The organism is Pseudomonas sp. KBN10P06128, from assembly GCF_037574945.1.
Classification (GTDB): Bacteria; Pseudomonadota; Gammaproteobacteria; order Pseudomonadales; family Pseudomonadaceae; genus Pseudomonas; species Pseudomonas aeruginosa.
Genome location: NZ_JBBELR010000001.1, coordinates 5,405,537 through 5,429,974, shown reverse-complemented (window position 1 = coordinate 5,429,974; position 24,438 = coordinate 5,405,537). Strand labels below are relative to the sequence as shown.

Genomic DNA, 24,438 nt, shown 5'->3' with positions numbered 1-24,438 from the left:
CCATTTGGCGAATTTTTTGCGCGGCTCGAATTTTTACTTAAAGGCCTGATTAGAACAGGTCTGAAGCTGATGGGAGACGACTGAATGAGTAATGACGGCGTGAATGCAGGCCGGCGTCGCTTCCTCGTCGCGGCCACCTCTGTGGTTGGCGCGGCGGGAGCGGTGGGTGCTGCGGTCCCGTTCGTAGGGTCATGGTTCCCCAGTGCCAAAGCCAAGGCTGCTGGCGCGCCGGTGCAGGTGAACGTGGGCAAGATCGATCCAGGTCAGCAGATCATCGCTGAATGGCGCGGCAAGCCTGTATTCATCGTGCACCGCACGAAGGAGATGCTGGACGCCCTGCCGAGCCTCGAAGGACAACTGGCCGACCCGGACTCCAAGGCCTCGGAGCAGCCGGAGTACGTCGATCCCAAGCTTCGCTCGATCAAGCCGGAACTGGCGGTGATCGTCGGCATCTGCACCCACCTGGGCTGCTCGCCGACCTTCCGTCCCGAAGTCGCCCCCGCCGACCTCGGTCCGGACTGGAAGGGTGGCTACTTCTGCCCTTGCCACGGCTCCCACTACGACCTCGCCGGTCGTGTCTACAAAGGCCAGCCAGCGCCGCTGAACCTGCCGATTCCGCCTTATACGTTCGATGCTGACGACGTCATCACCATCGGCGTGGACCAGGAGAAAGCCTGATGAACAAGTTCATGGCTTGGGTCGATGCGCGTTTTCCCGCGACCAAGATGTGGGAAGACCATCTGAGCAAGTACTACGCACCGAAGAACTTCAACTTCTGGTATTTCTTCGGTTCCCTGGCGCTGCTGGTGCTGGTCAACCAGATCCTCACCGGCATCTGGCTGACCATGAGCTTCACGCCGTCGGCCGAAGAGGCGTTCGCTTCCGTCGAATACATCATGCGCGATGTCGACTACGGCTGGATCATTCGCTACATGCACTCCACCGGTGCATCGGCGTTCTTCATCGTGGTCTACCTGCACATGTTCCGCGGCCTGCTCTACGGCTCCTATCAGAAGCCGCGCGAGCTGGTGTGGATCTTCGGCATGCTGATCTACCTGGCGCTGATGGCCGAGGCCTTCATGGGCTACCTGCTGCCTTGGGGTCAGATGTCCTACTGGGGCGCCCAGGTGATCATTTCCCTGTTCGGCGCGATTCCGGTGGTCGGCGAAGACCTGGCCCAGTGGATCCGCGGTGACTTCCTGATCTCCGGCATCACCCTGAACCGCTTCTTCGCCCTGCATGTGATCGCCCTGCCGATCGTCCTGCTCGGCCTGGTCGTGCTGCACATCCTGGCGCTGCACGAAGTCGGTTCGAACAACCCGGACGGCGTTGACATCAAGAAGAAGAAGGACGAGAACGGCGTACCGCTGGACGGCATCGCGTTCCATCCGTACTACACCGTGAAGGATATCGTCGGTGTGGTGGTGTTCCTGTTCATCTTCTGCACCGTGATCTTCTTCTTCCCGGAAATGGGCGGCTACTTCCTCGAGAAGCCCAACTTCGAGATGGCCAACCAGTTCAAGACCCCCGAGCACATCGCTCCGGTCTGGTACTTCACCCCGTTCTACGCGATCCTCCGCGCGGTTCCGGACAAGCTGATGGGCGTGGTGGCGATGGGTGCGGCGATCGCCGTGCTGTTCGTCCTGCCGTGGCTGGATCGCAGCCCGGTTCGCTCGATCCGCTACAAGGGCTGGCTGAGCAAGCTGTGGCTGGTGATCTTCGCGGTGTCCTTCGTGATCCTCGGCTACTACGGCGCCCAGGCTCCGAGCCCGCTGGGTACTACCCTGTCGCGCGTTTGCACCGTCCTGTATTTCGCCTTCTTCATCCTGATGCCGTTCTACACCCGGATGGAGAAGACCAAACCGGTTCCGGAAAGGGTGACTGGCTGATGAAAAAGCAATTCGCTGCACTGATTCTGGCGGTACTGCCAGTCCTGGGTTTCGCCGCTGGCGGCCATGGGCCGCAACTGGATCATGTCGATATCGACCTGACCGACAAGGCGGCCATGCAGGATGGCGCGCGTACCTTCGCCAACTACTGCATGGGCTGCCATAGCGCCAAGTTCCAGCGTTACGAGCGTGTCGCCACCGACCTGGGCATTCCTGCCGATCTGATGATGGAGAAGCTGGTGTTCACCGGCGCCAAGATCGGCGACCACATGGACATCGGCATGAAGCCGGCCGACGCCAAGACCTGGTTCGGCGCCGCTCCGCCGGATCTGACCCTGGTTGCCCGCGTACGCGGCACCGACTGGCTGTACAGCTACCTGCGCTCGTTCTACGAGGATCCCAAGCGTCCGTGGGGCGTGAACAACGTGATCTTCCCCAACGTCGGCATGCCGAACGTCCTGGCGCCCCTGCAGGGACGCCAGGTGATCGGCTGCAAGCAGGTACAGGTGGTCGAGGATGGCAAGAAGCAGTTCGATCCGTTGACCGGTACCCCGCTGACTCACGAAGCTTGTGACCAGTTGACCGTGGTGCCGAAGACCGGCGAACTGAACGAAGCTCAGTTCGACGAGAAGGTCAAGAACCTGGTGACCTTCCTGGCCTATTCGGCCAACCCGAACAAGCTGGCCTCCGAGCGTATCGGTACCTACGTCCTGCTCTACCTGGCCTTCTTCTTCGTATTCGCCTATCTCCTCAAGCGCGAGTACTGGAAGGACGTGCACTAACCCGCACGTTGGTCTTCGAAGCGCGCGCCCTACGGGGCGCGCGCGTCTTTTCACCTCCCACAAGTCGACCTGCGAGGAGGGCTCCATGGCTTCAATCAACAAGCTGACCTGCTATTCCGACCCTGCCGATCATTACTGCCATCGCATCCGCCTGGTCCTGGCCGAGAAGAACGTGGCGGTAGAGGTGATCGATATCGAGGCGGGCCGCTGTCCGCCGATGCTGGCGGAGGTCAACCCCTACGGCAGCGTACCGACCCTGGTCGATCGCGACCTGGCGCTGTACGAGCCGACGGTGGTCATGGAATACCTCGACGAACGCTATCCGCATCCGCCGCTGCTGCCCGATTATCCGGTGAAGCGTGCCAACAGCCGCCTGTTGATCCATCGTATCCAGCGGGACTGGTGTTCCCTGGTGGACCGGATCCTGGATGCGCGCAGCAAGGAGGCCGAGCGGGTCCAGGCGCGCAAGGAGTTGCGCGAGAGCCTGACCGGGGTTTCCCCGCTGTTCGCCGACAAGGCATATTTCCTCAGCGAGGATTTCAGCCTGGTGGATTGCTGCCTGTTGCCGATCCTCTGGCGTCTGCCGCTGCTGGGCATCGAGTTGCCGCGGCAGGCCAAGCCGTTGCTCGACTATATGGAGCGCGGATTCGCCCGGGAAAGCTTCCGGGCCAGCCTGTCTTCCGTTGAACGAGATATGCGTTAAGGAACATGAAGATGAATTCCAGCCGTCCCTATCTGGTCCGCGCGCTCTATGAATGGATCGTCGACAACGATTGCACGCCGCATATCCTGGTGAACGCAGAGTTCGCCGGGGTAAAGGTGCCTCCGGGCTATGCCAGCGATGGGCAGATCGTGCTCAATGTCTCGCCCTCTGCCGTGCGGCATCTGCACATGGACAACGAGGCGGTCAGCTTCGAGGGGCGTTTCGGCGGCGTGGCGCAGAGCCTGTACATTCCAGCGCTGGCGGTAATGGCCATCTACGCCCGGGAAAACGGCCAGGGCATGGTCTTCGATCTGGAGCAGCCGGGTCCGGTGGACGACGAGCCGGGCGATGACGATGGTGGGCCGTCCGATGAGCCGCCGCGTCCCAGTGGCAGGCCATCCCTGAAGGTGGTCAAGTAAACGGCGAGCAATGAAAAAGGCGATCGAAGGATCGCCTTTTTTTCGTTCGCTGTTCTTCAGTTTATGTATTCGAACAGCTTGACGATCTTCTGCACCCCGTCGACGCCCTGGGCGACGCGGACAGCCTGGGCGGCTTCCTGCTGGTTGACCAGGCCCATCATGTAGACGATGCCGTTCTCGGTGACCACCTTGATCCGCGACGAGGGCACGTTGGGATCGCTGAGCATCTGGGTCTTCAGCTTGGTGGTGATCCAGGCGTCGTTGTTGCGGGCGAGCAGGGAGGAGGGCGAGGTCACCTGCAGTTCGTTATGCACGTTCTTGACCTTCTGCACCGTGCGCGCGGCCTGTTCGGCCTTGCTCTTGAGGTCAGCGCGCGGGGTCTGGCCGGCGATCAGCACGATGCCGTTGTAGCTGACCACGACGATGTGAGAGTCCTTGTCCAGGGCCGGATCGGCCTTGGCGATGTTCACCGCGGCCTTGGTCTCGATCAGCGAGTCGTCGATCTTGCTGCCGATGGTTCGGGTCCCGCGATCGTCGTCGATCGGTTTGTCCCGGGTGGCGCTGAGGAAACTGCTGCAGCCTCCCAGGGCCAGGCTCAGGGCCAGGGTGGCGGCGACGAAGGCGGTACGGCTCATTCTTCACTCCCGAACAGTTGGCGGTCGATCAGGTCGCAGAGGCAGTGGATGGCCAGCAGGTGGACTTCCTGGATGCGTGCGGTGATCTTGGAAGGAACGCGGATCTCTACGTCTTCCGGCAGCAGCAGCGAAGCCATGCCGCCACCGTCGCGGCCGGTCAGGGCGACAACCAGCATCTCGCGGTCGTGGGCAGCCTGGATGGCCTGGATCACGTTGGCCGAATTGCCGCTGGTGGAAATCGCCAGCAGGACGTCGCCCGGCTGGCCCAGGGCGCGGATCTGCTTGGAGAAGACTTCGTTGTAGCTGTAGTCGTTGGCGATCGAGGTGATGGTCGAGCTGTCGGTGGTCAGGGCCACGGCCGGCAGGCTCGGACGTTCGCGCTCGAAGCGGTTGAGCAGTTCGGAGGAGAAGTGCTGGGCATCGCCGGCCGAGCCGCCATTGCCGCAGGAGAGGATCTTGCCCTCGTTGAGCAGCGCATTGACCATCACCAGGCTGGCTTGCTCGATATAGGGAGGCAGTACTTCCAGGGCCTGCTGCTTGGTCTCGATGCTGGCCTGGAAGAGCTGGCGGATACGGTGTTGCATGTCCATCGGTAATGACCTTCGGTGGGGCGGCTGATCAGGCGTCGAATGCGTTCTGAATCCAGTCCAGTCGCGGTGGTGATTGTCCGTCGCTGGTATCGACGGTGACCACATCGAAGCGACAGGGGCGTTTGGCCCAGCGCGCCTCCTGTTGCAGAAAAAGTTCGGCGGAGAGAATCAGGCGTTGCCGCTTGCGCGCGTCGATGCTCTCCAGGGCTCCGCCCCAGGCGCGATGCCGGCGGGAGCGGACTTCGACGAATACTACTGTATCGCCGTCGAGCATGACCAGATCGAGCTCTCCGCGGCGACAGGTCCAATTCTTGCCAAGTGTGGCAAGGCCCTGTCGCCGTAGATGGGCGCAGGCCAGTTCCTCGGCCTGGCGCCCCTTGTCCCGGGAGCTTTCCCTATCGGTCAAAAGCTGGTGGTCCCCAGCGGCTGGACCTGGCCATTGCGGAATTCGGCCCATTGCAACTGGCGTTCGATGCGCTGGGTCGGATTCAGGCTCAGGGTACCGGTCAGGCCGTCGATCTGCAGGCTCGGCACGGCCTTCAGTTCAGGCAGACGCGGAGCGAGGCGGTAGGCGTCGACGCCCATGGCGTAGAGGCGGCCCATGCTGCCGTTGGCCTGGGGCCATTGGGCGGCGACCTGCTGGCGGGTCGGGTCGCTGGGGTTGAGCAGCCACGGGGTCTCGCAGAAGCGGATGCCGTTGAGGTCCTGGTCCTGGGTCGGGTTGTTGGTCCCGGTGTAGAGGTGCGAAGTGGCGTAGACCGGAAGGTCGCCGGCGTACTGGAAGGCCAGGGTCGGCTTGATCTGGCGGGCCTGCTGCGGGGTGGCGGCGAGGAACACGAAGTCGATGTCCTGGCGGCGCGACGGCTGGGTGGCGATCTGGCTGCCGAGGGCGCCCTGCAGGCGCTGGGCGCGGCCTTCGCTCTGGCGCAGTTGCAGCAGGTCGGCGATCTGTTGCGCCAGTTGTACCGGCTGGTCGACATGCTCGGCGGCGATCAGGCTGCCGCCCGCGGACTGCCAGCTCTGGCTGAAGGCGGCCAGCACGCGGTCGCCCCATTCGCCGCGCGGCACCAGCGCCACGGCCCGGCGCATGCCGTCGCCCCAGGCCCGGCTGGCCACCGCGCGCGCTTCGTCCTCGGCGGCGAGGCCGAACTGGAACAGCTGCGCCGGGCCTTCCTGGCTGTTGTCGCTGTAGTTGAGTGCGAGGGTGGTGATCGGCAGTTGCTCGCGGTTGGCGAGTTGCTTGACCAGCGGCTTCTCCAGGGGACCGACGACCAGTTCGACGCCATCGGCCTGGGCCTGGCGGTAGAAGTCATCTAGCGAGCGCACCTGGGTACTGTCGTAGAGCTTGATCGAAGGAGGGTTCTGGCCGGCCTGCTGGGCCTGGAAGTGGGCGGCGAGGAAGCCGTCCTGCAGGGCCCGGGCGACGTTGGCCAACTGCCCCTGCTGGGGCAGCAGGAGGGCGATGCGGGTCAGCGGCTGCTGGGACAGCGTCTTGAGTTTCTCCAGCGCCGCCGGCAAGTGCTTGGCCGCCGGATGCTCGGGGTTCTGCTGTTGCCAGCTATCGATGCTGGCCTGCTGTTGCTGCAGGGTCGGCGAGGTCTTGGTGATGCGTGCCAGGGCCAGCCAGCCACTGAGGTCGCCTTCGTTGGCGCTCGGTTGCAACTGGTCGACCGGCAGGCTGCTGACCAGGGTCCAGATCTTTTCCTGGTTCTCGATCACCGCCGGGCCCTCGAGCAGCGGGGCGAAGTAGATGCGCTCCTTGGCTGCGGCAAGGACCTGGCCGTCGGCGGCGAGGGCCTGGGCCTTGGCGCGCTGGGTACGAACCTGCTGGGTCACCGGCAGCTCGCTGAGATGCTGCATGCTCGGATGCTGCAATGCCTGCAGGGCGGCCTTGGGCTTGCTGCGGGCGAGGGCCAGTTCGGCGTTCAGGGTGCTGGCGAAGACCTGCTGGGCCGGCTTCAGGCTTTCCAGCGGGATCTGTCCCAGGATGGCGGTGGACCTGGCGAGGTCCTTCTGCTGGTAGGCAAGGTCCGCTGCCGAGAGGCGCAGCAGCGCCGCTTCCTCGGGCTTGCTCTGGCTGGCCTGTTGCAACAACTGCTCGATGCTGGCATTCGGCGTACGGGGAAGTTCGCCCAGTCCGGAATTGGACGAGGTCGCGCAGGCGGTCAGCAGACCGGCCAGGATCAGAGCAGAAAGCGGACGCAGGCAAGCGATCATATAGGGCTTCTCATGGCGCATTCACGAAGAGTCGCCGATTGTACCGGAGGCCCGCCTCGGGTGCGATGGCGGCACCCTGAATCGCGATACAATGCCGCCTTTTCAGATAGCTCCCGAGGTATTTTCGTGTCAGCAGGCACTCTGTTCGTAGTGGCGACCCCGATCGGCAATCTCGACGACATCACCCCGCGCGCCCTGCGGGTGCTGCGGGAGGTGGCCCTGGTGGCTGCGGAGGATACCCGCCATTCGATCCGGCTGTTCCAGCACTTCGGCATCGAGACGCCATTGGCGGCCTGCCACGAGCACAACGAACGCGAGGAGGGCGGGCGCTTCATCTCCCGGCTGCAGGGGGGGGAGGACGTCGCGCTGATCTCGGACGCCGGTACCCCGCTGATTTCCGATCCCGGCTTCCACCTGGTGCGCCAGGCACAGGCGCTGGGTATCCGGGTGGTCCCGGTGCCGGGCTCCTGCGCGCTGATCGCGGCGCTGTCGGCGGCGGGATTGCCGTCGGACCGGTTCATCTTCGAAGGTTTCCTGCCCGCCAAGGCTGCGGGACGACGCAGCCGCCTCCAGGCGGTACAGGAAGAGCCACGCACGCTGATTTTCTACGAGGCGCCCCATCGTCTGCTGGAAAGCCTGGCGGACATGCGCGACGTGTTCGGCGGGGAGCGCCGTGCGGTGCTGGCGCGGGAGCTGAGCAAGACCTTCGAGACCATTCGCAGCCTGCCGTTGGCCGAACTGCACGATTGGGTCGCGTCGGACAGCAACCAGCAGCGCGGCGAGTGCGTTGTGCTGGTGGCGGGGTGGCAGGCGCCGGAAGGCGAGGAGTCGATCGGTGCAGAGGCGCTCAGGGTGCTCGACCTGCTGCTTGCCGAGCTGCCGTTGAAGAAAGCCGCGGCGCTGGCGGCGGAAATCACCGGGGTGCGAAAAAACCTTTTGTATCAACAGGCTTTGCAGCGCCAAGGGAAGAGTTGAGCTTGTTCTTCGCGCCTGCTCCCGCTAACCTTGTCGGCGGAGAGTCGATTGGACAGTCGCTGTCGCGCAATAGCGCGGTGGAGGAAAGTCCGGGCTCCATAGGGCAGAGTGCCAGGTAACGCCTGGGAGGCGCGAGCCTACGGAAAGTGCCACAGAAAATAACCGCCTAAGCGCAACAGCGCCGGTAAGGGTGAAAAGGTGCGGTAAGAGCGCACCGCACGGCTGGCAACAGTGCGTGGCTAGGTAAACCCCACTCGGAGCAAGACCAAATAGGAATCCATTGGCGCGGCCCGCGTTGGATTCGGGTAGGTCGCTTGAGGCGTACAGTGATGTGCGTCCCAGAGGAATGGCTGTCCTCGACAGAACCCGGCTTATAGATCGACTCTCCCACTTCTTCCCACTCTCTTCGCTTTTTCCCGGTTTTATCCGTCCGTCGCAAAAGCGAAAAGCCGCAACTCTTGATAAATCACTTTAAGTTCGAAGGCTAAGACTTTGGACTTATTGTGTTTTGTCATCTCTTTTACTTCTAAAAGCGCTCCGCAACCTTCCAAAAGCACGCTAAATCTCCGTCCTGTAAGGATTTTTCACTTCTGACGCGCCTTGACGGTGGGGAGTGTGGATTTCTATAGTGTGCAGAAGTGGTATGAAGTGGGTAAAAGTGGGATCAATTGGCATGGAAAGCCAACCACAGGGGAAGCGCTGACGTGTTTCGCGGAGCTAATGCCATAAGTCTCGACGCCAAAGGGCGCCTCGCGATGCCGAGTCGGTATCGTGACGAGCTCGTTTCGCGTTGTGCCGGCCAGCTCATCGTCACTATCGACGCGGTCGACCCCTGCCTCACCGTTTACCCCTTGCCCGAATGGGAACTGATCGAAGCCAAGCTGCGCGAGCTGCCTTCTTTGCGAGAAGAAACGCGGCGCCTGCAGCGGCTGCTGATCGGTAATGCCGTCGATCTGGAACTGGACGGAAACGGGCGTTTCCTGATTCCGCCGCGCCTGCGCGAGTACGCCAAGCTGGACAAGCGGGCGATGCTGGTGGGGCAACTGAACAAGTTTCAGTTGTGGGATGAGGATGCCTGGAACGCCATGGCTGAAGCCGACCTGGCGGCAATCAAACAACCCGGTGGGCTGCCGGACGAACTACGCGATCTGATCCTTTGACTATGAATGCCACCTACCGCCATATCACCGTTCTGCTCGAGGAGGCCGTTTCCGCACTGGCCCCGCGGGAGGACGGCTGCTATCTGGACGGTACCTTCGGAAGAGGGGGCCATAGTCGAGCCTTGCTCGAGAAACTGGGCACCGGGGGACGCCTGCTCGGATTCGACAAAGATCCCCAGGCCATCCAGACAGGAAAAGCATTGGCGGCCGAAGACGGCCGCTTCGTCATTGTGCAGCGCTCGTTCGCCGAACTGGGCGATGAGGTGCGCGCACGCGGTCTCGAAGGTCGGGTCGATGGCGTCCTGCTCGACCTTGGCGTGTCGTCGCCGCAACTCGACGATCCCGAGCGCGGCTTCAGCTTCCTCAACGATGGTCCCCTGGACATGCGCATGAATCCCGGCCAGGGCATCAGCGCAGCGGAGTTCATCGCCAATGCCGCCGAAGAGGAAATCGCCCGGGTCTTCAAGGAATATGGCGAAGAGCGCTTCGCCAAGCGGATGGCCCGCGCCATCGTGCAGCGCCGCCAGGAGCGCCCGTTCGAACGGACCGCCGATCTGGCCGAAGTGATCACGGTTGCCAACCCCGCCTGGGAGAAGGGTAAGAATCCGGCGACCCGCGCATTCCAGGGCCTGCGCATCCATGTGAACAATGAATTGGGCGATCTCGAGCGCGGCCTTGACGCCGCGCTCGAATCGCTGGCCGTCGGCGGCCGCCTGGTGGTGATCAGTTTCCATTCCCTGGAAGACCGCATCGTCAAGCTGTTCATGCGCAAGCACGCCAAGGGCGAGGCGGACAACCTGCCGCGCGACCTGCCGATCCGTTCCAAGGTCTTCGAACCGCGCCTGAAGCTGCTGGGCAAGCCGCAGTACGCTTCGGAAGAAGAACTCAAGGCCAACCCGCGCTCGCGCAGCGCGGTCATGCGCGTGGCGGAGAAGCTGAGATGAGCCGTCTCTTCGTCAAGCGCCTGCCTACCGGCAGCTTCCTCATGTTGCTGCTTTATATAGGTCTGCTGCTCTCGGCGATTGCCGTGGCCTACAGCACCTACTGGAACCGGCAACTGCTCAACTCGCTGTATTCCGAGCTGAGTGTGCGCGACAAGGCGCAGGCCGAGTGGGGCCGGTTGATTCTCGAGCAGAGCACCTGGACCGCCCATAGCCGTATCGAAAGCCTGGCGGTGGAACAGTTGCGCATGCGCGTTCCCGACCCGGCCGAGGTCAGGATGGTGGCGCCATGAAACTGAATTATTTCCAGGGCGCTCTCTACCCATGGCGGTTCTGCGTGATCGTCGGCCTGCTGCTGGCGATGGTCGGCGCCATCGTCTGGCGAATCGTCGACCTGCACGTGATCGACCATGACTTCCTCAAGGGCCAGGGCGACGCGCGTAGCGTGCGGCATATCGCCATCCCTGCGCACCGGGGCCTGATCACTGACCGCAACGGCGAACCGCTGGCGGTGAGCACCCCGGTCACCACCCTGTGGGCCAACCCCAAGGAGCTGATGACCGCCAAGGAACGCTGGCCGCAACTGGCGGCGGCGCTCGGGCAGGATACCAAGCTGTTCGCCGACCGCATCGAGCAGAACGCCGAGCGCGAGTTCATCTACCTGGTCCGTGGGCTGACCCCGGAACAGGGCGAAGGTGTGATCGCCCTGAAGGTGCCGGGCGTGTACTCCATCGAGGAGTTTCGGCGTTTCTACCCGGCTGGCGAAGTGGTGGCCCATGCGGTCGGCTTCACCGATGTCGACGACCGTGGTCGCGAAGGTATCGAGCTGGCTTTCGACGAATGGCTGGCCGGCGTGCCGGGCAAGCGCCAGGTGCTCAAGGATCGCCGTGGCCGCGTAATCAAGGACGTGCAGGTCACCAAGAATGCCAAGCCGGGCAAGACCCTGGCGCTGTCCATCGACCTGCGCCTGCAGTACCTGGCTCATCGCGAACTGCGCAACGCTCTGCTGGAGAACGGCGCCAAGGCCGGCAGCCTGGTGATCATGGACGTGAAGACCGGGGAGATCCTGGCCATGACCAACCAGCCCACCTACAACCCGAACAATCGTCGTAACCTGCAGCCGGCGGCCATGCGCAACCGGGCGATGATCGACGTGTTCGAGCCGGGCTCGACGGTCAAGCCGTTCTCGATGAGCGCGGCGCTGGCCAGCGGGCGCTGGAAACCCAGCGATATCGTCGACGTCTACCCGGGCACCCTGCAGATCGGCCGCTACACCATTCGCGACGTATCGCGCAATTCGCGGCAACTCGATCTCACCGGCATCCTGATCAAGTCGAGCAACGTCGGCATCAGCAAGATCGCCTTCGACATCGGCGCCGAATCCATCTACTCGGTCATGCAACAGGTCGGCCTCGGGCAGGACACGGGGTTGGGCTTCCCCGGCGAGCGCGTCGGCAACCTGCCCAACCACCGCAAGTGGCCGAAGGCGGAAACCGCGACCCTGGCCTACGGCTACGGTCTCTCGGTAACCGCGATCCAGTTGGCGCATGCCTATGCGGCCCTGGCCAACGACGGCAAGAGCGTGCCGCTGAGCATGACCCGAGTCGACCGCGTGCCGGATGGCGTGCAGGTGATTTCGCCGGAAGTGGCTTCCACCGTGCAGGGCATGCTGCAACAAGTGGTCGAGGCCCAGGGCGGGGTGTTCCGCGCCCAGGTGCCGGGTTACCACGCCGCCGGCAAGAGCGGGACCGCGCGCAAGGTCTCGGTCGGCACCAAGGGCTACCGGGAAAACGCCTATCGCTCGCTGTTCGCCGGTTTCGCCCCGGCCACCGATCCGCGCATCGCGATGGTCGTGGTGATCGACGAGCCGAGCAAGGCGGGCTACTTCGGCGGCCTGGTGTCGGCGCCGGTGTTCAGCAAGGTCATGGCTGGCGCGCTGCGCCTGATGAACGTGCCGCCGGATAACCTGCCGACGGCCACCGAACAGCAGCAGGTCAATGCTGCGCCCGCAAAAGGAGGGCGTGGCTGATGCCTATGAGCCTGAACCAACTGTTTCCCCAGGCCGAGCGCGATCTGCTGATCCGCGAGCTGACCCTGGATAGCCGCGGCGTTCGTCCGGGCGACCTGTTCCTGGCGGTGCCGGGCGGGCGCCAGGATGGTCGCGCGCACATCGCCGATGCCCTGGCCAAGGGCGCGGCTGCCGTGGCTTACGAGGCGGAAGGCGCCGGAGAGCTGCCGCCCAGCGATGCGCCGCTGATCGCGGTGAAGGGGCTGGCCGCACAACTGTCGGCGGTCGCCGGGCGTTTCTACGGCGAGCCGAGCCGCGGGCTGGACCTGATCGGCGTCACCGGCACCAACGGCAAGACCAGCGTCAGCCAACTGGTGGCCCAGGCCCTGGATCTGCTCGGCGAGCGCTGCGGCATCGTCGGCACCCTCGGCACCGGTTTCTACGGCGCCCTGGAGAGCGGCCGGCACACCACGCCGGACCCGCTTGCGGTGCAAGCCACGCTGGCCACGCTGAAGCAGGCCGGCGCCCGCGCGGTAGCGATGGAAGTGTCTTCCCACGGCCTCGACCAGGGCCGCGTGGCGGCGCTCGGTTTCGATATCGCGGTGTTCACCAATCTGTCCCGCGACCACCTCGACTATCACGGTTCGATGGAAGCCTATGCCGCCGCCAAGGCCAAGCTGTTCGCCTGGCCGGGCCTGCGCTGCCGGGTGATCAACCTGGACGACGATTTCGGCCGTCGACTGGCCGGCGAGGAACAGGACTCGGAGCTGATCACCTACAGCCTCACCGACAGCTCGGCGTTCCTCTATTGCCGCGAAGCGCGCTTCGGCGACGCCGGCATCGAGGCGGCACTGGTCACTCCGCACGGCGAGGGCCTGCTGCGCAGCCCATTGCTCGGCCGCTTCAACCTGAGCAACCTGCTGGCGGCGGTCGGTGCGTTGCTTGGCCTGGGTTATCCCTTGGGCGATATCCTCCGCACCTTGCCGCAACTGCAGGGGCCGGTCGGCCGCATGCAGCGCCTGGGAGGCGGCGACAAGCCGCTGGTGGTGGTGGACTACGCGCATACTCCCGACGCCCTGGAAAAAGTCCTGGAGGCCCTGCGTCCGCACGCGGCCGCGCGCCTGCTGTGCCTGTTCGGCTGCGGTGGCGATCGCGATGCCGGCAAGCGTCCGTTGATGGCTGCGATCGCCGAACGCCTGGCGGATGGGGTGCTGGTCACCGACGACAACCCGCGCACCGAGGCCAGTGCGGCGATCATCGCCGATATCCGCAAAGGCTTCGCTGCCGCTGACAAGGTTACCTTCCTGCCGTCGCGCGGTGAGGCGATCGCCCATCTGATCGCTTCCGCTGCGGTGGATGACGTGGTGCTCCTGGCTGGCAAGGGTCACGAGGATTATCAGGAGATCGACGGCGTACGCCATCCGTTCTCCGACATCGAGCAGGCCGAGCGCGCCCTGGCCGCCTGGGAGGTGCCGCATGCTTGAGCCTCTTCGCCTCAGCCAGTTGACGGTCGCGCTGGACGCCCGCCTGATCGGCGAGGACGCCGTCTTTTCGGCGGTTTCTACCGACAGTCGCGCCATCGGGCCCGGCCAACTGTTCATTGCCCTGAGTGGGCCGCGTTTCGACGGCCACGACTATCTCTCCGAGGTTGCCGCCAAGGGCGCGGTGGCTGCGCTGGTGGAGCGCGAAGTCGCCGACGCGCCCCTGCCGCAATTGCTGGTGCGCGATACCCGTGCGGCCCTGGGGCGACTGGGCGCGCTGAACCGGCGCAAGTTCACCGGCCCGCTGGCGGCCATGACGGGCTCCAGCGGCAAGACCACGGTCAAGGAGATGCTCGCCAGCATCCTGCGTACCCAGGCCGGCGATGCCGAGTCGGTGCTGGCTACCCGTGGCAATCTGAACAACGACCTCGGCGTACCGCTGACCCTGCTGCAACTGGCGCCGCAGCACCGTAGCGCAGTGATCGAACTGGGCGCCTCGCGCATCGGCGAGATCGCCTACACGGTCGAGCTGACCCGCCCGCACGTGGCGATCATCACCAATGCCGGCACCGCCCATGTCGGCGAGTTCGGCGGACCGGAGAAGATCGTCGAGGCGAAGGGCGAGATACTCGAAGGGCTGGCCGCCGACGGCACCGCCGTGCTGAACCTGGACGACAAGGCCTTCGACACCTGGAAGGCCCGTGCCAGCGGCCGTCCGTTGCTGACTTTCTCCCTCGACCGGCCCCAGGCCGATTTCCGCGCCGCCGATCTGCAGCGCGATGCGCGCGGCTGCATGGGCTTCAGGCTGCAGGGCGTAGCGGGTGAAGCGCAGGTCCAGCTCAACCTGCTGGGGCGGCACAATGTCGCCAATGCCCTGGCTGCCGCCGCTGCCGCCCATGCACTGGGCGTGCCGCTGGATGGGATCGTCGCCGGGCTGCAGGCGCTGCAGCCGGTCAAGGGCCGCGCGGTAGCGCAACTGACCGCCAGCGGGCTGCGTGTGATAGACGACAGCTACAACGCCAACCCCGCGTCAATGCTGGCGGCGATTGATATACTGAGCGGCTTTTCCGGGCGCACCGTCCTGGTCCTCGGAGACATGGGCGAACTCGGTTCCTGGGCCGAGCAGGCCCACCGCGAGGTGGGCGCCTACGCCGCTGGCAAGGTGTCCGCGCTCTATGCGGTCGGACCGCTGATGGCCCACGCCGTACAGGCGTTCGGCGCCACGGGCCGGCACTTCGCCGACCAGGCCAGCCTGATCGGGGCGCTGGCCACCGAACAACCGACAACCACCATTTTGATCAAGGGTTCCCGCAGCGCGGCGATGGACAAAGTCGTCGCGGCGCTGTGCGGTTCCTCCGAGGAGAGTCACTAATGCTCCTGCTGCTGGCCGAATACCTGCAACAGTTCTACAAGGGCTTCGGCGTCTTCCAGTACCTGACCCTGCGCGGCATTCTCAGCGTGCTCACTGCGCTGTCGCTGTCGCTGTGGCTGGGGCCCTGGATGATCCGTACCTTGCAGATCCGCCAGATCGGCCAGGCCGTGCGCAACGACGGTCCGCAGTCGCACCTGTCGAAGAAGGGCACCCCGACCATGGGCGGCGCCCTGATCCTTACCGCCATCGCCATCAGCACGCTGCTGTGGGCGGATCTTTCCAACCGCTACGTGTGGGTGGTGCTGGTCGTTACCCTGCTGTTCGGTGCCATCGGCTGGGTGGACGACTACCGCAAGGTGATCGAGAAGAACTCCCGCGGCCTGCCGAGCCGCTGGAAGTACTTCTGGCAGTCGGTGTTCGGCATCGGCGCCGCCGTGTTCCTCTATATGACTGCCGAAACCCCGATCGAGACTACCCTGATCGTGCCGATGCTGAAGAGCGTCGAGATCCAGTTGGGCATCTTCTTCGTGGTCCTGACCTACTTCGTCATCGTCGGTTCGAGCAATGCGGTGAACCTCACCGACGGTCTCGACGGCCTGGCGATCATGCCGACGGTAATGGTTGCCGGCGCGCTGGGCATCTTCTGCTACCTGTCGGGCAACGTGAAGTTCGCCGAGTACCTGCTGATTCCCAACGTACCGGGCGCCGGCGAGCTGATCGTGTTCTGCGCCGCGCTGGTCGGCGCCGGCCTCGGCTTCCTCTGGTTCAACACCTATCCGGCGCAGGTCTTCATGGGCGACGTCGGCGCGCTGGCGCTGGGCGCCGCGCTGGGCACCATCGCGGTGATCGTGCGCCAGGAGATCGTGCTGTTCATCATGGGTGGGGTGTTCGTCATGGAAACCCTCTCGGTGATGATCCAGGTCGCTTCCTTCAAGCTGACCGGACGCCGCGTCTTCCGTATGGCGCCGATCCATCACCATTTCGAACTGAAAGGCTGGCCGGAGCCGCGCGTGATCGTGCGCTTCTGGATCATCACCGTGATCCTGGTGCTGATCGGCCTCGCCACCTTGAAGCTGCGTTGAGGACGAAGAGAGCATGAGCCTGATCGCCTCCGACCACTTCCGCATCGTTGTCGGCCTCGGCAAGAGCGGCATGTCCCTGGTGCGCTACCTGGCGCGCCGCGGCTTGCCTTTCGCCGTGGTCGATACCCGAGAGAACCCGCCGGAGCTGGCCACCCTGCGTGCCCAGTATCCGCAGGTGGAAGTGCGTTGCGGCGAACTCGACGCCGAGTTCCTCTGCTCCGCCCGCGAACTCTATGTCAGCCCCGGCTTGTCGCTGCGCACCCCGGCGCTGGTACAGGCCGCCGCGAAAGGCGTGCGCATCTCCGGTGACATCGATCTCTTCGCCCGCGAGGCGAAGGCCCCGATCGTCGCCATCACCGGTTCCAACGCGAAGAGCACCGTGACCACCCTGGTGGGCGAAATGGCGGTGGCCGCGGACAAGCGTGTCGCCGTCGGCGGCAACCTCGGCACCCCGGCGCTCGACCTGCTGGCCGACGACATCGAGCTGTACGTGCTGGAGCTGTCGAGCTTCCAGCTGGAAACCTGCGATCGCCTCAACGCCGAGGTGGCGACCGTGCTGAACGTCAGCGAAGACCATATGGATCGCTACGACGGCATGGCTGACTACCACCTGGCCAAGCACCGGATCTTCCGCGGTGCCCGCCAGGTCGTGGTGAATCGCGCCGATGCCCTGACCCGACCGCTGATCGCCGATACCGTGCCGTGCTGGTCGTTCGGCCTGAACAAGCCGGACTTCAAGGCTTTCGGCCTGATCGAGGAAGACGGCCAGAAGTGGCTGGCGTTCCAGTTCGACAAGCTGCTGCCGGTTGGCGAACTGAAGATCCGTGGCGCCCACAACTATTCCAACGCGCTCGCCGCGCTGGCGCTGGGCCATGCGGCCGGCCTGCCGTTCGACGCCATGCTCGGCGCGCTGAAGGCGTTTTCCGGCCTGGCTCATCGCTGCCAGTGGGTACGCGAGCGGCAGGGCGTGAGCTACTACGACGATTCCAAGGCCACCAACGTCGGCGCCGCCCTGGCGGCGATCGAGGGGCTGGGTGCCGACATCGACGGCAAGCTGGTGCTGCTCGCCGGCGGAGACGGCAAGGGCGCCGATTTCCATGACCTGCGCGAGCCGGTCGCGCGCTTCTGCCGGGCGGTGGTACTGCTTGGCCGTGACGCCGGGCTGATTGCCCAGGCACTGGGCAACGCGGTACCGCTGGTGCGCGTCGCAACGCTGGACGAAGCAGTCCGGCAGGCCGCCGAGCTGGCCCGCGAAGGCGATGCGGTGCTGTTGTCGCCGGCCTGCGCGAGCCTGGACATGTTCAAGAACTTCGAAGAACGCGGACGCCTGTTCGCCAAAGCCGTAGAGGAGCTAGCGTGATGCTGTCGGTGTTGCGCCCCTTCCCGTCGCCGCTGTTGAGCCGGCACGGCATCGACCTGGACTTCCCGCTGCTGGCGGGTTGCCTGGCGCTGCTCGGCCTCGGCCTGGTGATGGTGACTTCCGCCTCTTCCGAGGTGGCGGCGGCGCAGTCGGGCAACCCGCTGTACTTCTCCGTCCGTCACCTGATCTACCTGGTGATCGGCCTGATTTCCTGCGGCCTGACCATGATGGTCCCGATGGCCACCTGGCAGCGTTGGGGCTGGAAGCTGTTGCTGGTCGCCTTCGGCCTGCTGGTGCTGGTGATCACCCCCGGTATCGGCCGCGAGGTGAACGGCTCGATGCGCTGGATCGGCTTCGGCCTGTTCAACATCCAGCCTTCGGAGATCGCCAAGGTCTGCGTGGTGATCTTCATGGCCGGCTACCTGATCCGCCGCCAGCAGGAGGTCCGGGAAAGCTGGATGGGCTTCTTCAAGCCCTTCGTGGTGTTGCTGCCGATGGCCGGCCTGCTGCTGCGCGAGCCGGACTTCGGCGCCACCGTGGTAATGATGGGCGCTGCCGCGGCCATGCTGTTCCTCGGCGGGGTGGGGCTGTTCCGCTTCGGCCTGATGGTGCTGCTGGCGGTCGGCGCGGTGGTCCTGCTGATCCAGACCCAGCCCTACCGGATGGCGCGTCTGACCAACTTCACCGACCCCTGGGCCGATCAGTTCGGCGCCGGCTATCAGTTGAGCCAGGCGCTGATCGCCTTCGGCCGCGGCGGCTGGTTGGGCATGGGACTGGGCAACAGCATCCAGAAGCAGTTCTACCTGCCGGAGGCGCACACCGACTTCGTCTTCGCCGTGCTTGCAGAGGAGCTGGGCATCGTCGGCGCCCTGGCGACCGTCGCCCTGTTCGTGTTCGTCAGCCTGCGCGCGCTGTACATCGGCATCTGGGCCGAGCAGGCCAAGCAGTTCTTCTCCGCCTACGTGGCCTACGGCCTGGCCTTCCTCTGGATCGGCCAGTTCCTGATCAACATCGGGGTGAACGTCGGCCTGCTGCCGACCAAGGGCCTGACCCTGCCGTTCCTCAGCTACGGCGGCAGCTCGCTGGTGATCTGCTGTGCCTGCCTGGGGATGTTGCTGCGCATCGAATGGGAACGGCGAACCCACCTGGGTAGCGAGGAATATGAGTTCAACGAAGAGGACTTTGCCGATGAAAGGTAATGTCCTGATCATGGCGGGTGGCACCGGCGGACACGTGTTCCCGGCACTCGCCTGTGCGCGGGAGTTCCAGGCGCGCGGCTATGCCGTGCACTGGCTGGGGACGCCGCGCGGCATCGAGAATGACCTGGTACCCAAGGCCGGCCTGCCGTTGCACCTGATCCAGGTCAGCGGGCTGCGCGGCAAGGGCCTGAAGTCGCTGGTCAAGGCACCGCTGGAACTGCTCAAGTCGCTGTTCCAGGCGCTGCGGGTGATCCGCCAGCTGAGGCCGGTCTGCGTGCTCGGCCTGGGTGGCTATGTCACCGGCCCGGGCGGCCTGGCCGCGCGCCTCAACGGCGTGCCGCTGGTGATCCACGAGCAGAACGCCGTGGCCGGCACCGCCAACCGCAGCCTGGCGCCGATCGCCAGGCGCGTCTGCGAGGCATTCCCGGATACCTTCCCGGCCAGCGACAAGCGTCTGACCACCGGCAATCCGGTGCGCGCCGAGCTGTTCCTCGACGCGCATGCCCGCGCGCCGCTGACCGGCCGTCGGGTCAATCTGCTGGTGCTCGGCGGCAGCCTTGGCGCGGAACCGCTGAACAAGCTGTTGCCAGAGGCCCTGGCGCAGGTGCCGCTGGAAATCCGTCCGGCAATCCGCCATCAGGCCGGTCGTCAGCATGCCGAGATTACCGCCGAGCGTTATCGCACAGTGGCGGTCGAAGCGGACGTCGCGCCCTTCATCAGCGACATGGCCGCGGCCTATGCCTGGGCCGACCTGGTGATCTGTCGCGCCGGCGCGCTGACCGTCAGCGAGCTGACGGCGGCGGGTTTGCCCGCCTTCCTGGTGCCGTTGCCTCACGCGATCGACGATCACCAGACCCGCAATGCCGAATTCCTGGTACGCAGCGGCGCCGGCCGCCTGCTGCCGCAAAAGTCTACCGGCGCGGCCGAACTGGCCGCGCAGCTGTCCGAGGTCCTGATGCATCCCGAAACCCTGCGCTCCATGGCAGACCAGGCACGCAGCCTGGCGAAACCCGAGGCTACCCGGACGGTGGTCGATGCCTGCCTGGAGGTGGCCCGTGGTTAAAGAACCGAATGGCGTCACCCGGACCATGCGCCGTATCCGCCGCATCCATTTCGTCGGCATCGGCGGCGCCGGCATGTGCGGGATCGCCGAAGTGCTGCTGAATCTCGGCTACGAGGTATCCGGCTCGGACCTCAAGGCCTCGGCGGTGACCGAGCGCCTGGAGAAGTTCGGCGCGCAGATCTTCATCGGCCACCAGGCGGAAAACGCCGACGGCGCCGACGTGCTGGTGGTGTCCAGTGCCATCAACCGGGCCAACCCGGAAGTAGCCTCGGCCCTGGAACGGCGGATTCCGGTGGTGCCGCGTGCGGAGATGCTCGCCGAACTGATGCGCTACCGGCACGGCATCGCGGTAGCCGGCACCCACGGCAAGACCACCACTACCAGCCTGATCGCCTCGGTGTTCGCCGCCGGCGGCCTGGACCCGACCTTCGTCATCGGCGGCCGGCTGAACGCCGCCGGGACCAACGCCCAGCTTGGCGCCAGCCGCTACCTGGTGGCCGAGGCCGACGAGAGCGACGCCAGCTTCCTGCACCTGCAACCGATGGTCGCGGTGGTCACCAATATCGACGCCGACCATATGGCGACCTACGGCGGCGACTTCAACAAGCTGAAGAAGACCTTCGTCGAGTTCCTCCACAACCTGCCGTTCTACGGACTGGCAGTGATGTGCGTGGATGACCCGGTGGTGCGCGAGATCCTCCCGCAGATCGCCCGCCCGACCGTGACCTACGGCCTCAGCGAAGACGCCGACGTGCGCGCGATCAACATCCGCCAGGAAGGCATGCGCACCTGGTTCACCGTGTTGCGCCCGGAGCGCGAGCCGCTGGACGTCTCGGTGAACATGCCCGGCCTGCACAACGTGCTGAATTCCCTGGCGACCATCGTCATCGCTACCGACGAGGGCATCTCCGACGAAGCCATCGTCCAGGGGCTGTCCGGCTTCCAGGGCGTGGGCCGGCGCTTCCAGGTCTACGGCGAGCTGCAGGTCGAGGGTGGCAGCGTGATGCTGGTGGACGACTACGGCCACCATCCGCGCGAAGTCGCCGCGGTGATCAAGGCGATCCGTGGCGGTTGGCCGGAGCGTCGCCTGGTGATGGTCTACCAGCCGCATCGCTATACCCGTACCCGCGACCTGTACGAAGACTTCGTGCAGGTGCTGGGCGAAGCCAACGTGCTGCTGTTGATGGAGGTCTATCCGGCCGGCGAAGAGCCGATCCCGGGAGCCGACAGCCGCCAGCTGTGCCACAGCATCCGCCAGCGCGGCCAGCTCGACCCGATCTACTTCGAGCGCGACGCCGACCTGGCGCCGCTGGTCAAGCCGCTGCTGCGCGCTGGCGACATCCTGCTTTGCCAGGGCGCTGGCGATGTCGGCGGCCTGGCCCCGCAACTGATCAAGAACCCGCTGTTCGCCGGCAAGGGAGGGAAGGGCGCATGAACCTTTGCCTCGATAGCCTGCTGAACGGCACCCAGGATCCCAAGGCGTTCGGCCGTGTCGCCGTGCTGTTCGGTGGCAAGAGCGCCGAGCGCGAGGTGTCGCTGAAGTCCGGCGCGATGGTCCTGCAATCCCTGCTGGCCGCCGGGGTCGATGCCTTCGGCATCGATGTCGGCGAAGACCTGCTGCAACGCCTGGTCGAGGAGAAGATCGACCGCGCCTTCATCATTCTCCACGGTCGTGGCGGCGAGGATGGCAGCATGCAGGGCCTGCTCGAGTGCGCGGGCATTCCCTACACCGGCAGCGGCGTGCTGGCCTCGGCGCTGGCGATGGACAAGCTGCGGACCAAGCGGGTCTGGCTCAGCCTCGGCCTGCCGACCCCGGACTACGCGGTGCTGGCCAGCGAGGATGACTGCCGCGACGCGGCGCAGCGACTGGGTTTCCCGCTGATCGTCAAGCCGGCTCACGAAGGCTCGAGCATCGGCATGGCCAAGGTCGGCGGGCTCGACGAATTGATCGCGGCGTGGCGCGAAGCGGCCCGCTACGACTCGCAGGTGCTGGTCGAGCAGTGGATCAGCGGCCCGGAATTCACCGTGGCGACCTTGCGCGGGCAGGTGCTGCCGGCGATCCGCCTGGGCACGCCGCACACCTTCTACGACTACGACGCCAAGTACCTGGCCAGCGATACCCGCTACCAGGTGCCCTGCGGTCTCGACGAGGCCAAGGAACGCGAGCTGAAGGAACTCACCGCGCGCGCCTGCGACGCCCTGGGCATCCAGGGCTGGGGGCGGGCGGACGTGATGCAGGACGCCGAAGGGCGTTTCTGGCTGCTTGAAGTCAACACCGCACCAGGCATGACCGACCACAGCCTGGTGCCTATGGCCGCGCGGGCCGCCGGCCTGGATTTCCAGCAACTGGTGCTGGCGATCCTGGCCGATAGCCGCGAGGCGAGGGGATAAGCCATGAACGGCGTACTGCTCCGTCATCAGCAACCCGGTGGACTCGGCCGCGCTCCGCGCAAGCCGATGCCGCGCGGCGCCAGCCGTCTGGTGGCCAAGGAACCGCTGAGCGTGCGCCTGCCGAAAGCCGACTTCAGTTTCCTCAAGTACCTGGCCTGGCCGCTGTTGCTGGCCGTTCTCGGCTATGGCGCCTATCGCGGCGCCGAGTACATCCTGCCGTACGCCGACCGGCCTATCGCCAAGGTCAGTGTCGAGGGCGACCTCAGCTACATCAGCCAGCGCGCGGTGCAGCAGCGGATTTCCCCGTACCTGGCGGCGAGCTTCTTCACCATCGACCTGGCGGGCATGCGCGGGCAACTGGAACAGATGCCCTGGATCGCCCACGCCGAGGTGCGCCGGGTGTGGCCGGACCAGGTGGTGATCCGCCTGGACGAGCAACTGCCGATCGCCCGGTGGGGCGACGAAGCGCTGCTGAACAACCAGGGACAGGCTTTTACGCCAAAGGAGCTGGCGAATTATGAACATCTGCCCCGCTTGCATGGTCCACAGCGGGCGCAACAGCAGGTGATGCAGCAATACCAGTTGCTCAGCCAGTTGCTGCGTCCCCTCGGGTTCTCCATTGCCCGCCTGGAAATGAGCGATCGCGGCGGTTGGGCGCTGACCACGGCCCAGGGCGTCGAGATCCAGATCGGGCGCGACCACGTGGTAGACAAGATTCGCCGCTTCGTAAGCATCTACGACAAGGCACTCAAAGATCAGATTTCGAACATTGCGCGGATCGACCTGCGTTACCCCAACGGCCTCGCCGTTGCGTGGCGCGAGCCGGTCACGCCCGCGACGGTGGCCACGGCCAGCGCCGTGCAGTGAGTTGAGGAGACAGTAATAACCATGGCAAGCGTGCAGAGCGGCAAGATGATCGTCGGCCTCGACATCGGTACCTCCAAGGTGGTGGCGCTGGTGGGCGAGGTGACGGCCGATGGCCAGCTGGAGGTCGTTGGCATCGGTACTCATCCGTCCCGCGGCCTGAAGAAGGGCGTGGTGGTGAACATCGAGTCCACCGTGCAGTCGATCCAGCGCGCCATCGACGAGGCCCAGCAGATGGCCGGTTGCCGTATCCACTCGGCGTTCGTCGGCATCGCCGGCAACCACATCCGCAGCCTCAATTCCCACGGCATCGTGGCGATCCGCGATCGCGAGGTGAACCCGGCGGACATCGAACGGGTACTGGATGCCGCCCAGGCGGTGGCGATCCCGGCGGACCAGCGGGTGCTGCATACCCTGGCCCAGGATTACGTGATCGATAACCAGGAAGGCGTGCGCGAGCCGCTGGGCATGTCCGGGGTGCGCCTGGAAGCCAAGGTGCACGTGGTGACCTGCGCGGTGAATGCCTCGCAGAACATCGAGAAGTGCGTGCGCCGCTGCGGCCTCGAGGTCGACGACATCATCCTCGAGCAGTTGGCCTCGGCCTATTCGGTGCTGACCGAGGACGAGAAGGAACTGGGCGTGTGCCTGGTGGATATCGGCGGCGGCACCACCGATATCGCGATCTTCACCGAAGGCGCGATCCGCCATACCGCGGTGATCCCGATCGCCGGCGACCAGGTCACCAATGACATCGCCATGGCCCTGCGGACGCCGACCCAGTACGCGGAAGAGATCAAGATCCGCTACGCCTGCGCCCTGGCCAAGCTGGCCGGTGCCGGCGAGACCATCAAGGTGCCCAGCGTCGGCGACCGGCCGCCGCGCGAACTGTCGCGCCAGGCCCTGGCCGAAGTGGTCGAGCCTCGTTACGACGAGCTGTTCACCCTGGTCCAGGCCGAGCTGCGCCGCAGCGGCTACGAGGACCTGATCCCGGCCGGGATCGTCCTCACCGGCGGCACCTCGAAGATGGAAGGCGCGGTCGAGCTGGCCGAGGAAATCTTCCACATGCCGGTACGCCTCGGCGTGCCGTATAGCGTGAAGGGCCTCACCGACGTGGTGCGCAACCCGATCTATTCGACGGGCGTCGGCCTGCTGATGTACGGACTGCAGAAGCAGTCCGATGGCATGTCGATGTCTGTGTCAGGCAGCAGCTACAGCAGCGACGAACCCAAGGCACCTGTCCTGGAGCGGCTCAAACGCTGGGTCCAGGGCAATTTCTGATTCAACGCGGTAACAGTAGGCGACAAAAC

The 24,438-nt window shown here is 65.2% G+C and carries 24 protein-coding genes and 1 other RNA gene; 21 read left to right on the top strand and 4 right to left on the bottom strand.

Going from position 1 to position 24,438, the window contains the following annotated elements:
* Positions 1-84: 84 nt before the first annotated feature.
* From petA to VQ065_RS25370, 5 genes are all read left to right on the top strand, one after another.
* Positions 85-678 (top strand): ubiquinol-cytochrome c reductase iron-sulfur subunit, encoded by a 594-nt coding sequence (gene petA / locus VQ065_RS25390; RefSeq protein ID WP_003100631.1) that lies wholly within the window; start codon positions 85-87, stop codon positions 676-678.
* The gene (locus VQ065_RS25385; protein WP_003094159.1) at positions 678-1,889 is read left to right on the top strand and encodes a cytochrome b; all 1,212 of its coding nucleotides are present in this window, start codon (positions 678-680) and stop codon (positions 1,887-1,889) included. Before petA ends, VQ065_RS25385 begins: the two co-directional genes overlap by 1 nt.
* Positions 1,889-2,671, top strand: a complete 783-nt coding sequence (locus tag VQ065_RS25380; RefSeq protein WP_003094157.1) for a cytochrome c1 — start codon at positions 1,889-1,891, stop codon at positions 2,669-2,671. The genes VQ065_RS25385 and VQ065_RS25380 overlap by 1 nt, the downstream gene beginning before the upstream one ends.
* Positions 2,672-2,756: 85 nt before the next feature.
* Entirely contained in the window at positions 2,757-3,374 is a 618-nt protein-coding gene (locus VQ065_RS25375; RefSeq protein WP_003094155.1) for a glutathione S-transferase N-terminal domain-containing protein, read from the top strand.
* Between the two features lie 11 nt (positions 3,375-3,385).
* The gene (locus VQ065_RS25370; RefSeq protein ID WP_003094153.1) at positions 3,386-3,793 is read left to right on the top strand and encodes a ClpXP protease specificity-enhancing factor; all 408 of its coding nucleotides are present in this window, start codon (positions 3,386-3,388) and stop codon (positions 3,791-3,793) included.
* Positions 3,794-3,849: 56 nt separating this feature from the next.
* On the opposite strand, the gene VQ065_RS25365 is transcribed toward VQ065_RS25370, so the two are convergent.
* From VQ065_RS25365 to VQ065_RS25350, 4 genes are read right to left on the bottom strand one after another with little or no spacing between them, the layout of a single operon-like run.
* Positions 3,850-4,428 (bottom strand): BON domain-containing protein, encoded by a 579-nt coding sequence (locus tag VQ065_RS25365; RefSeq protein WP_003094151.1) that lies wholly within the window; start codon positions 4,426-4,428, stop codon positions 3,850-3,852.
* Entirely contained in the window at positions 4,425-5,018 is a 594-nt protein-coding gene (locus tag VQ065_RS25360) for a phosphoheptose isomerase (protein WP_003094149.1), read from the bottom strand. The genes VQ065_RS25365 and VQ065_RS25360 overlap by 4 nt, the downstream gene beginning before the upstream one ends.
* Positions 5,019-5,046: 28 nt before the next feature.
* On the bottom strand, positions 5,047-5,424 hold the full coding sequence (locus VQ065_RS25355; protein ID WP_003110149.1) for a YraN family protein: 378 nt from the start codon (positions 5,422-5,424) through the stop codon (positions 5,047-5,049).
* Positions 5,421-7,235: a penicillin-binding protein activator gene (locus tag VQ065_RS25350; RefSeq protein ID WP_003094146.1), complete on the bottom strand. Its 1,815-nt coding sequence runs from the start codon at positions 7,233-7,235 to the stop codon at positions 5,421-5,423. The genes VQ065_RS25355 and VQ065_RS25350 overlap by 4 nt, the downstream gene beginning before the upstream one ends.
* Positions 7,236-7,361: 126 nt before the next feature.
* Here VQ065_RS25350 and rsmI point away from each other — a divergent pair, with 126 nt between their 5' ends.
* The 16 genes from rsmI to ftsA all read left to right on the top strand — a co-directional run bounded on the left by rsmI (position 7,362) and on the right by ftsA (position 24,409).
* Positions 7,362-8,210 (top strand): 16S rRNA (cytidine(1402)-2'-O)-methyltransferase, encoded by an 849-nt coding sequence (gene rsmI / locus VQ065_RS25345; RefSeq protein ID WP_003134739.1) that lies wholly within the window; start codon positions 7,362-7,364, stop codon positions 8,208-8,210.
* Between the two features lie 40 nt (positions 8,211-8,250).
* Positions 8,251-8,600: RNase P RNA component class A (gene rnpB / locus VQ065_RS25340), an RNA gene on the top strand.
* A 314-nt stretch (positions 8,601-8,914) separates the two neighbouring features.
* Entirely contained in the window at positions 8,915-9,370 is a 456-nt protein-coding gene (gene mraZ, locus VQ065_RS25335) for a division/cell wall cluster transcriptional repressor MraZ (protein WP_003103101.1), read from the top strand.
* 2 nt (positions 9,371-9,372) lie between these two features.
* A complete protein-coding gene (rsmH, locus tag VQ065_RS25330; protein WP_019485797.1) occupies positions 9,373-10,314 on the top strand; it encodes a 16S rRNA (cytosine(1402)-N(4))-methyltransferase RsmH in 942 nt (313 codons plus the stop codon).
* Positions 10,311-10,604 (top strand): cell division protein FtsL, encoded by a 294-nt coding sequence (gene ftsL, locus VQ065_RS25325; RefSeq protein WP_003094142.1) that lies wholly within the window; start codon positions 10,311-10,313, stop codon positions 10,602-10,604. Before rsmH ends, ftsL begins: the two co-directional genes overlap by 4 nt.
* Positions 10,601-12,340: a peptidoglycan D,D-transpeptidase FtsI gene (gene ftsI / locus VQ065_RS25320; RefSeq protein WP_003094139.1), complete on the top strand. Its 1,740-nt coding sequence runs from the start codon at positions 10,601-10,603 to the stop codon at positions 12,338-12,340. Before ftsL ends, ftsI begins: the two co-directional genes overlap by 4 nt.
* The gene (locus tag VQ065_RS25315; RefSeq protein WP_003094133.1) at positions 12,340-13,803 is read left to right on the top strand and encodes a UDP-N-acetylmuramoyl-L-alanyl-D-glutamate--2,6-diaminopimelate ligase; all 1,464 of its coding nucleotides are present in this window, start codon (positions 12,340-12,342) and stop codon (positions 13,801-13,803) included. Before ftsI ends, VQ065_RS25315 begins: the two co-directional genes overlap by 1 nt.
* Positions 13,796-15,172 (top strand): UDP-N-acetylmuramoyl-tripeptide--D-alanyl-D-alanine ligase, encoded by a 1,377-nt coding sequence (locus tag VQ065_RS25310; protein WP_003094130.1) that lies wholly within the window; start codon positions 13,796-13,798, stop codon positions 15,170-15,172. The genes VQ065_RS25315 and VQ065_RS25310 overlap by 8 nt, the downstream gene beginning before the upstream one ends.
* Entirely contained in the window at positions 15,172-16,254 is a 1,083-nt protein-coding gene (mraY, locus tag VQ065_RS25305; protein WP_003094129.1) for a phospho-N-acetylmuramoyl-pentapeptide-transferase, read from the top strand. The genes VQ065_RS25310 and mraY overlap by 1 nt, the downstream gene beginning before the upstream one ends.
* A gap of 13 nt (positions 16,255-16,267) precedes the next feature.
* Entirely contained in the window at positions 16,268-17,614 is a 1,347-nt protein-coding gene (gene murD / locus VQ065_RS25300; RefSeq protein ID WP_003094127.1) for a UDP-N-acetylmuramoyl-L-alanine--D-glutamate ligase, read from the top strand.
* A complete protein-coding gene (gene ftsW, locus VQ065_RS25295; protein ID WP_003094125.1) occupies positions 17,614-18,813 on the top strand; it encodes a putative lipid II flippase FtsW in 1,200 nt (399 codons plus the stop codon). Before murD ends, ftsW begins: the two co-directional genes overlap by 1 nt.
* A complete protein-coding gene (gene murG, locus VQ065_RS25290) occupies positions 18,803-19,876 on the top strand; it encodes an undecaprenyldiphospho-muramoylpentapeptide beta-N-acetylglucosaminyltransferase (RefSeq protein ID WP_014603573.1) in 1,074 nt (357 codons plus the stop codon). The genes ftsW and murG overlap by 11 nt, the downstream gene beginning before the upstream one ends.
* Positions 19,869-21,311, top strand: a complete 1,443-nt coding sequence (gene murC, locus VQ065_RS25285) for a UDP-N-acetylmuramate--L-alanine ligase (RefSeq protein ID WP_003094121.1) — start codon at positions 19,869-19,871, stop codon at positions 21,309-21,311. Before murG ends, murC begins: the two co-directional genes overlap by 8 nt.
* A complete protein-coding gene (locus VQ065_RS25280; RefSeq protein WP_003094120.1) occupies positions 21,308-22,267 on the top strand; it encodes a D-alanine--D-alanine ligase in 960 nt (319 codons plus the stop codon). Before murC ends, VQ065_RS25280 begins: the two co-directional genes overlap by 4 nt.
* A gap of 3 nt (positions 22,268-22,270) precedes the next feature.
* Entirely contained in the window at positions 22,271-23,134 is an 864-nt protein-coding gene (locus VQ065_RS25275) for a cell division protein FtsQ/DivIB (protein WP_003094118.1), read from the top strand.
* 21 nt (positions 23,135-23,155) lie between these two features.
* On the top strand, positions 23,156-24,409 hold the full coding sequence (gene ftsA, locus VQ065_RS25270; protein ID WP_003094115.1) for a cell division protein FtsA: 1,254 nt from the start codon (positions 23,156-23,158) through the stop codon (positions 24,407-24,409).
* Positions 24,410-24,438: the final 29 nt, after the last annotated feature.

Bases quoted from the DNA above. Each gene is read 5' to 3' on its own strand.
- ftsL (WP_003094142.1), top strand. From the start codon at position 10,311: ATGAGCCGTCTCTTCGTCAAGCGCCTGCCTACCGGCAGCTTCCTCATG.
- ftsA (WP_003094115.1), top strand. From the start codon at position 23,156: ATGGCAAGCGTGCAGAGCGGCAAGATGATCGTCGGCCTCGACATCGGT.
- VQ065_RS25365 (WP_003094151.1), bottom strand. From the start codon at position 4,428: ATGAGCCGTACCGCCTTCGTCGCCGCCACCCTGGCCCTGAGCCTGGCC.
- VQ065_RS25380 (WP_003094157.1), top strand. From the start codon at position 1,889: ATGAAAAAGCAATTCGCTGCACTGATTCTGGCGGTACTGCCAGTCCTG.
- VQ065_RS25350 (WP_003094146.1), bottom strand. From the start codon at position 7,235: ATGATCGCTTGCCTGCGTCCGCTTTCTGCTCTGATCCTGGCCGGTCTG.
- murD (WP_003094127.1), top strand. From the start codon at position 16,268: ATGAGCCTGATCGCCTCCGACCACTTCCGCATCGTTGTCGGCCTCGGC.
- VQ065_RS25360 (WP_003094149.1), bottom strand. From the start codon at position 5,018: ATGGACATGCAACACCGTATCCGCCAGCTCTTCCAGGCCAGCATCGAG.
- VQ065_RS25275 (WP_003094118.1), top strand. From the start codon at position 22,271: ATGAACGGCGTACTGCTCCGTCATCAGCAACCCGGTGGACTCGGCCGC.
- VQ065_RS25310 (WP_003094130.1), top strand. From the start codon at position 13,796: ATGCTTGAGCCTCTTCGCCTCAGCCAGTTGACGGTCGCGCTGGACGCC.
- VQ065_RS25280 (WP_003094120.1), top strand. From the start codon at position 21,308: ATGAACCTTTGCCTCGATAGCCTGCTGAACGGCACCCAGGATCCCAAG.
- VQ065_RS25375 (WP_003094155.1), top strand. From the start codon at position 2,757: ATGGCTTCAATCAACAAGCTGACCTGCTATTCCGACCCTGCCGATCAT.
- ftsW (WP_003094125.1), top strand. From the start codon at position 17,614: ATGCTGTCGGTGTTGCGCCCCTTCCCGTCGCCGCTGTTGAGCCGGCAC.
- rsmH (WP_019485797.1), top strand. From the start codon at position 9,373: ATGAATGCCACCTACCGCCATATCACCGTTCTGCTCGAGGAGGCCGTT.
- VQ065_RS25315 (WP_003094133.1), top strand. From the start codon at position 12,340: ATGCCTATGAGCCTGAACCAACTGTTTCCCCAGGCCGAGCGCGATCTG.
- VQ065_RS25370 (WP_003094153.1), top strand. From the start codon at position 3,386: ATGAATTCCAGCCGTCCCTATCTGGTCCGCGCGCTCTATGAATGGATC.
- petA (WP_003100631.1), top strand. From the start codon at position 85: ATGAGTAATGACGGCGTGAATGCAGGCCGGCGTCGCTTCCTCGTCGCG.
- ftsI (WP_003094139.1), top strand. From the start codon at position 10,601: ATGAAACTGAATTATTTCCAGGGCGCTCTCTACCCATGGCGGTTCTGC.
- VQ065_RS25385 (WP_003094159.1), top strand. From the start codon at position 678: ATGAACAAGTTCATGGCTTGGGTCGATGCGCGTTTTCCCGCGACCAAG.
- murG (WP_014603573.1), top strand. From the start codon at position 18,803: ATGAAAGGTAATGTCCTGATCATGGCGGGTGGCACCGGCGGACACGTG.
- mraY (WP_003094129.1), top strand. From the start codon at position 15,172: ATGCTCCTGCTGCTGGCCGAATACCTGCAACAGTTCTACAAGGGCTTC.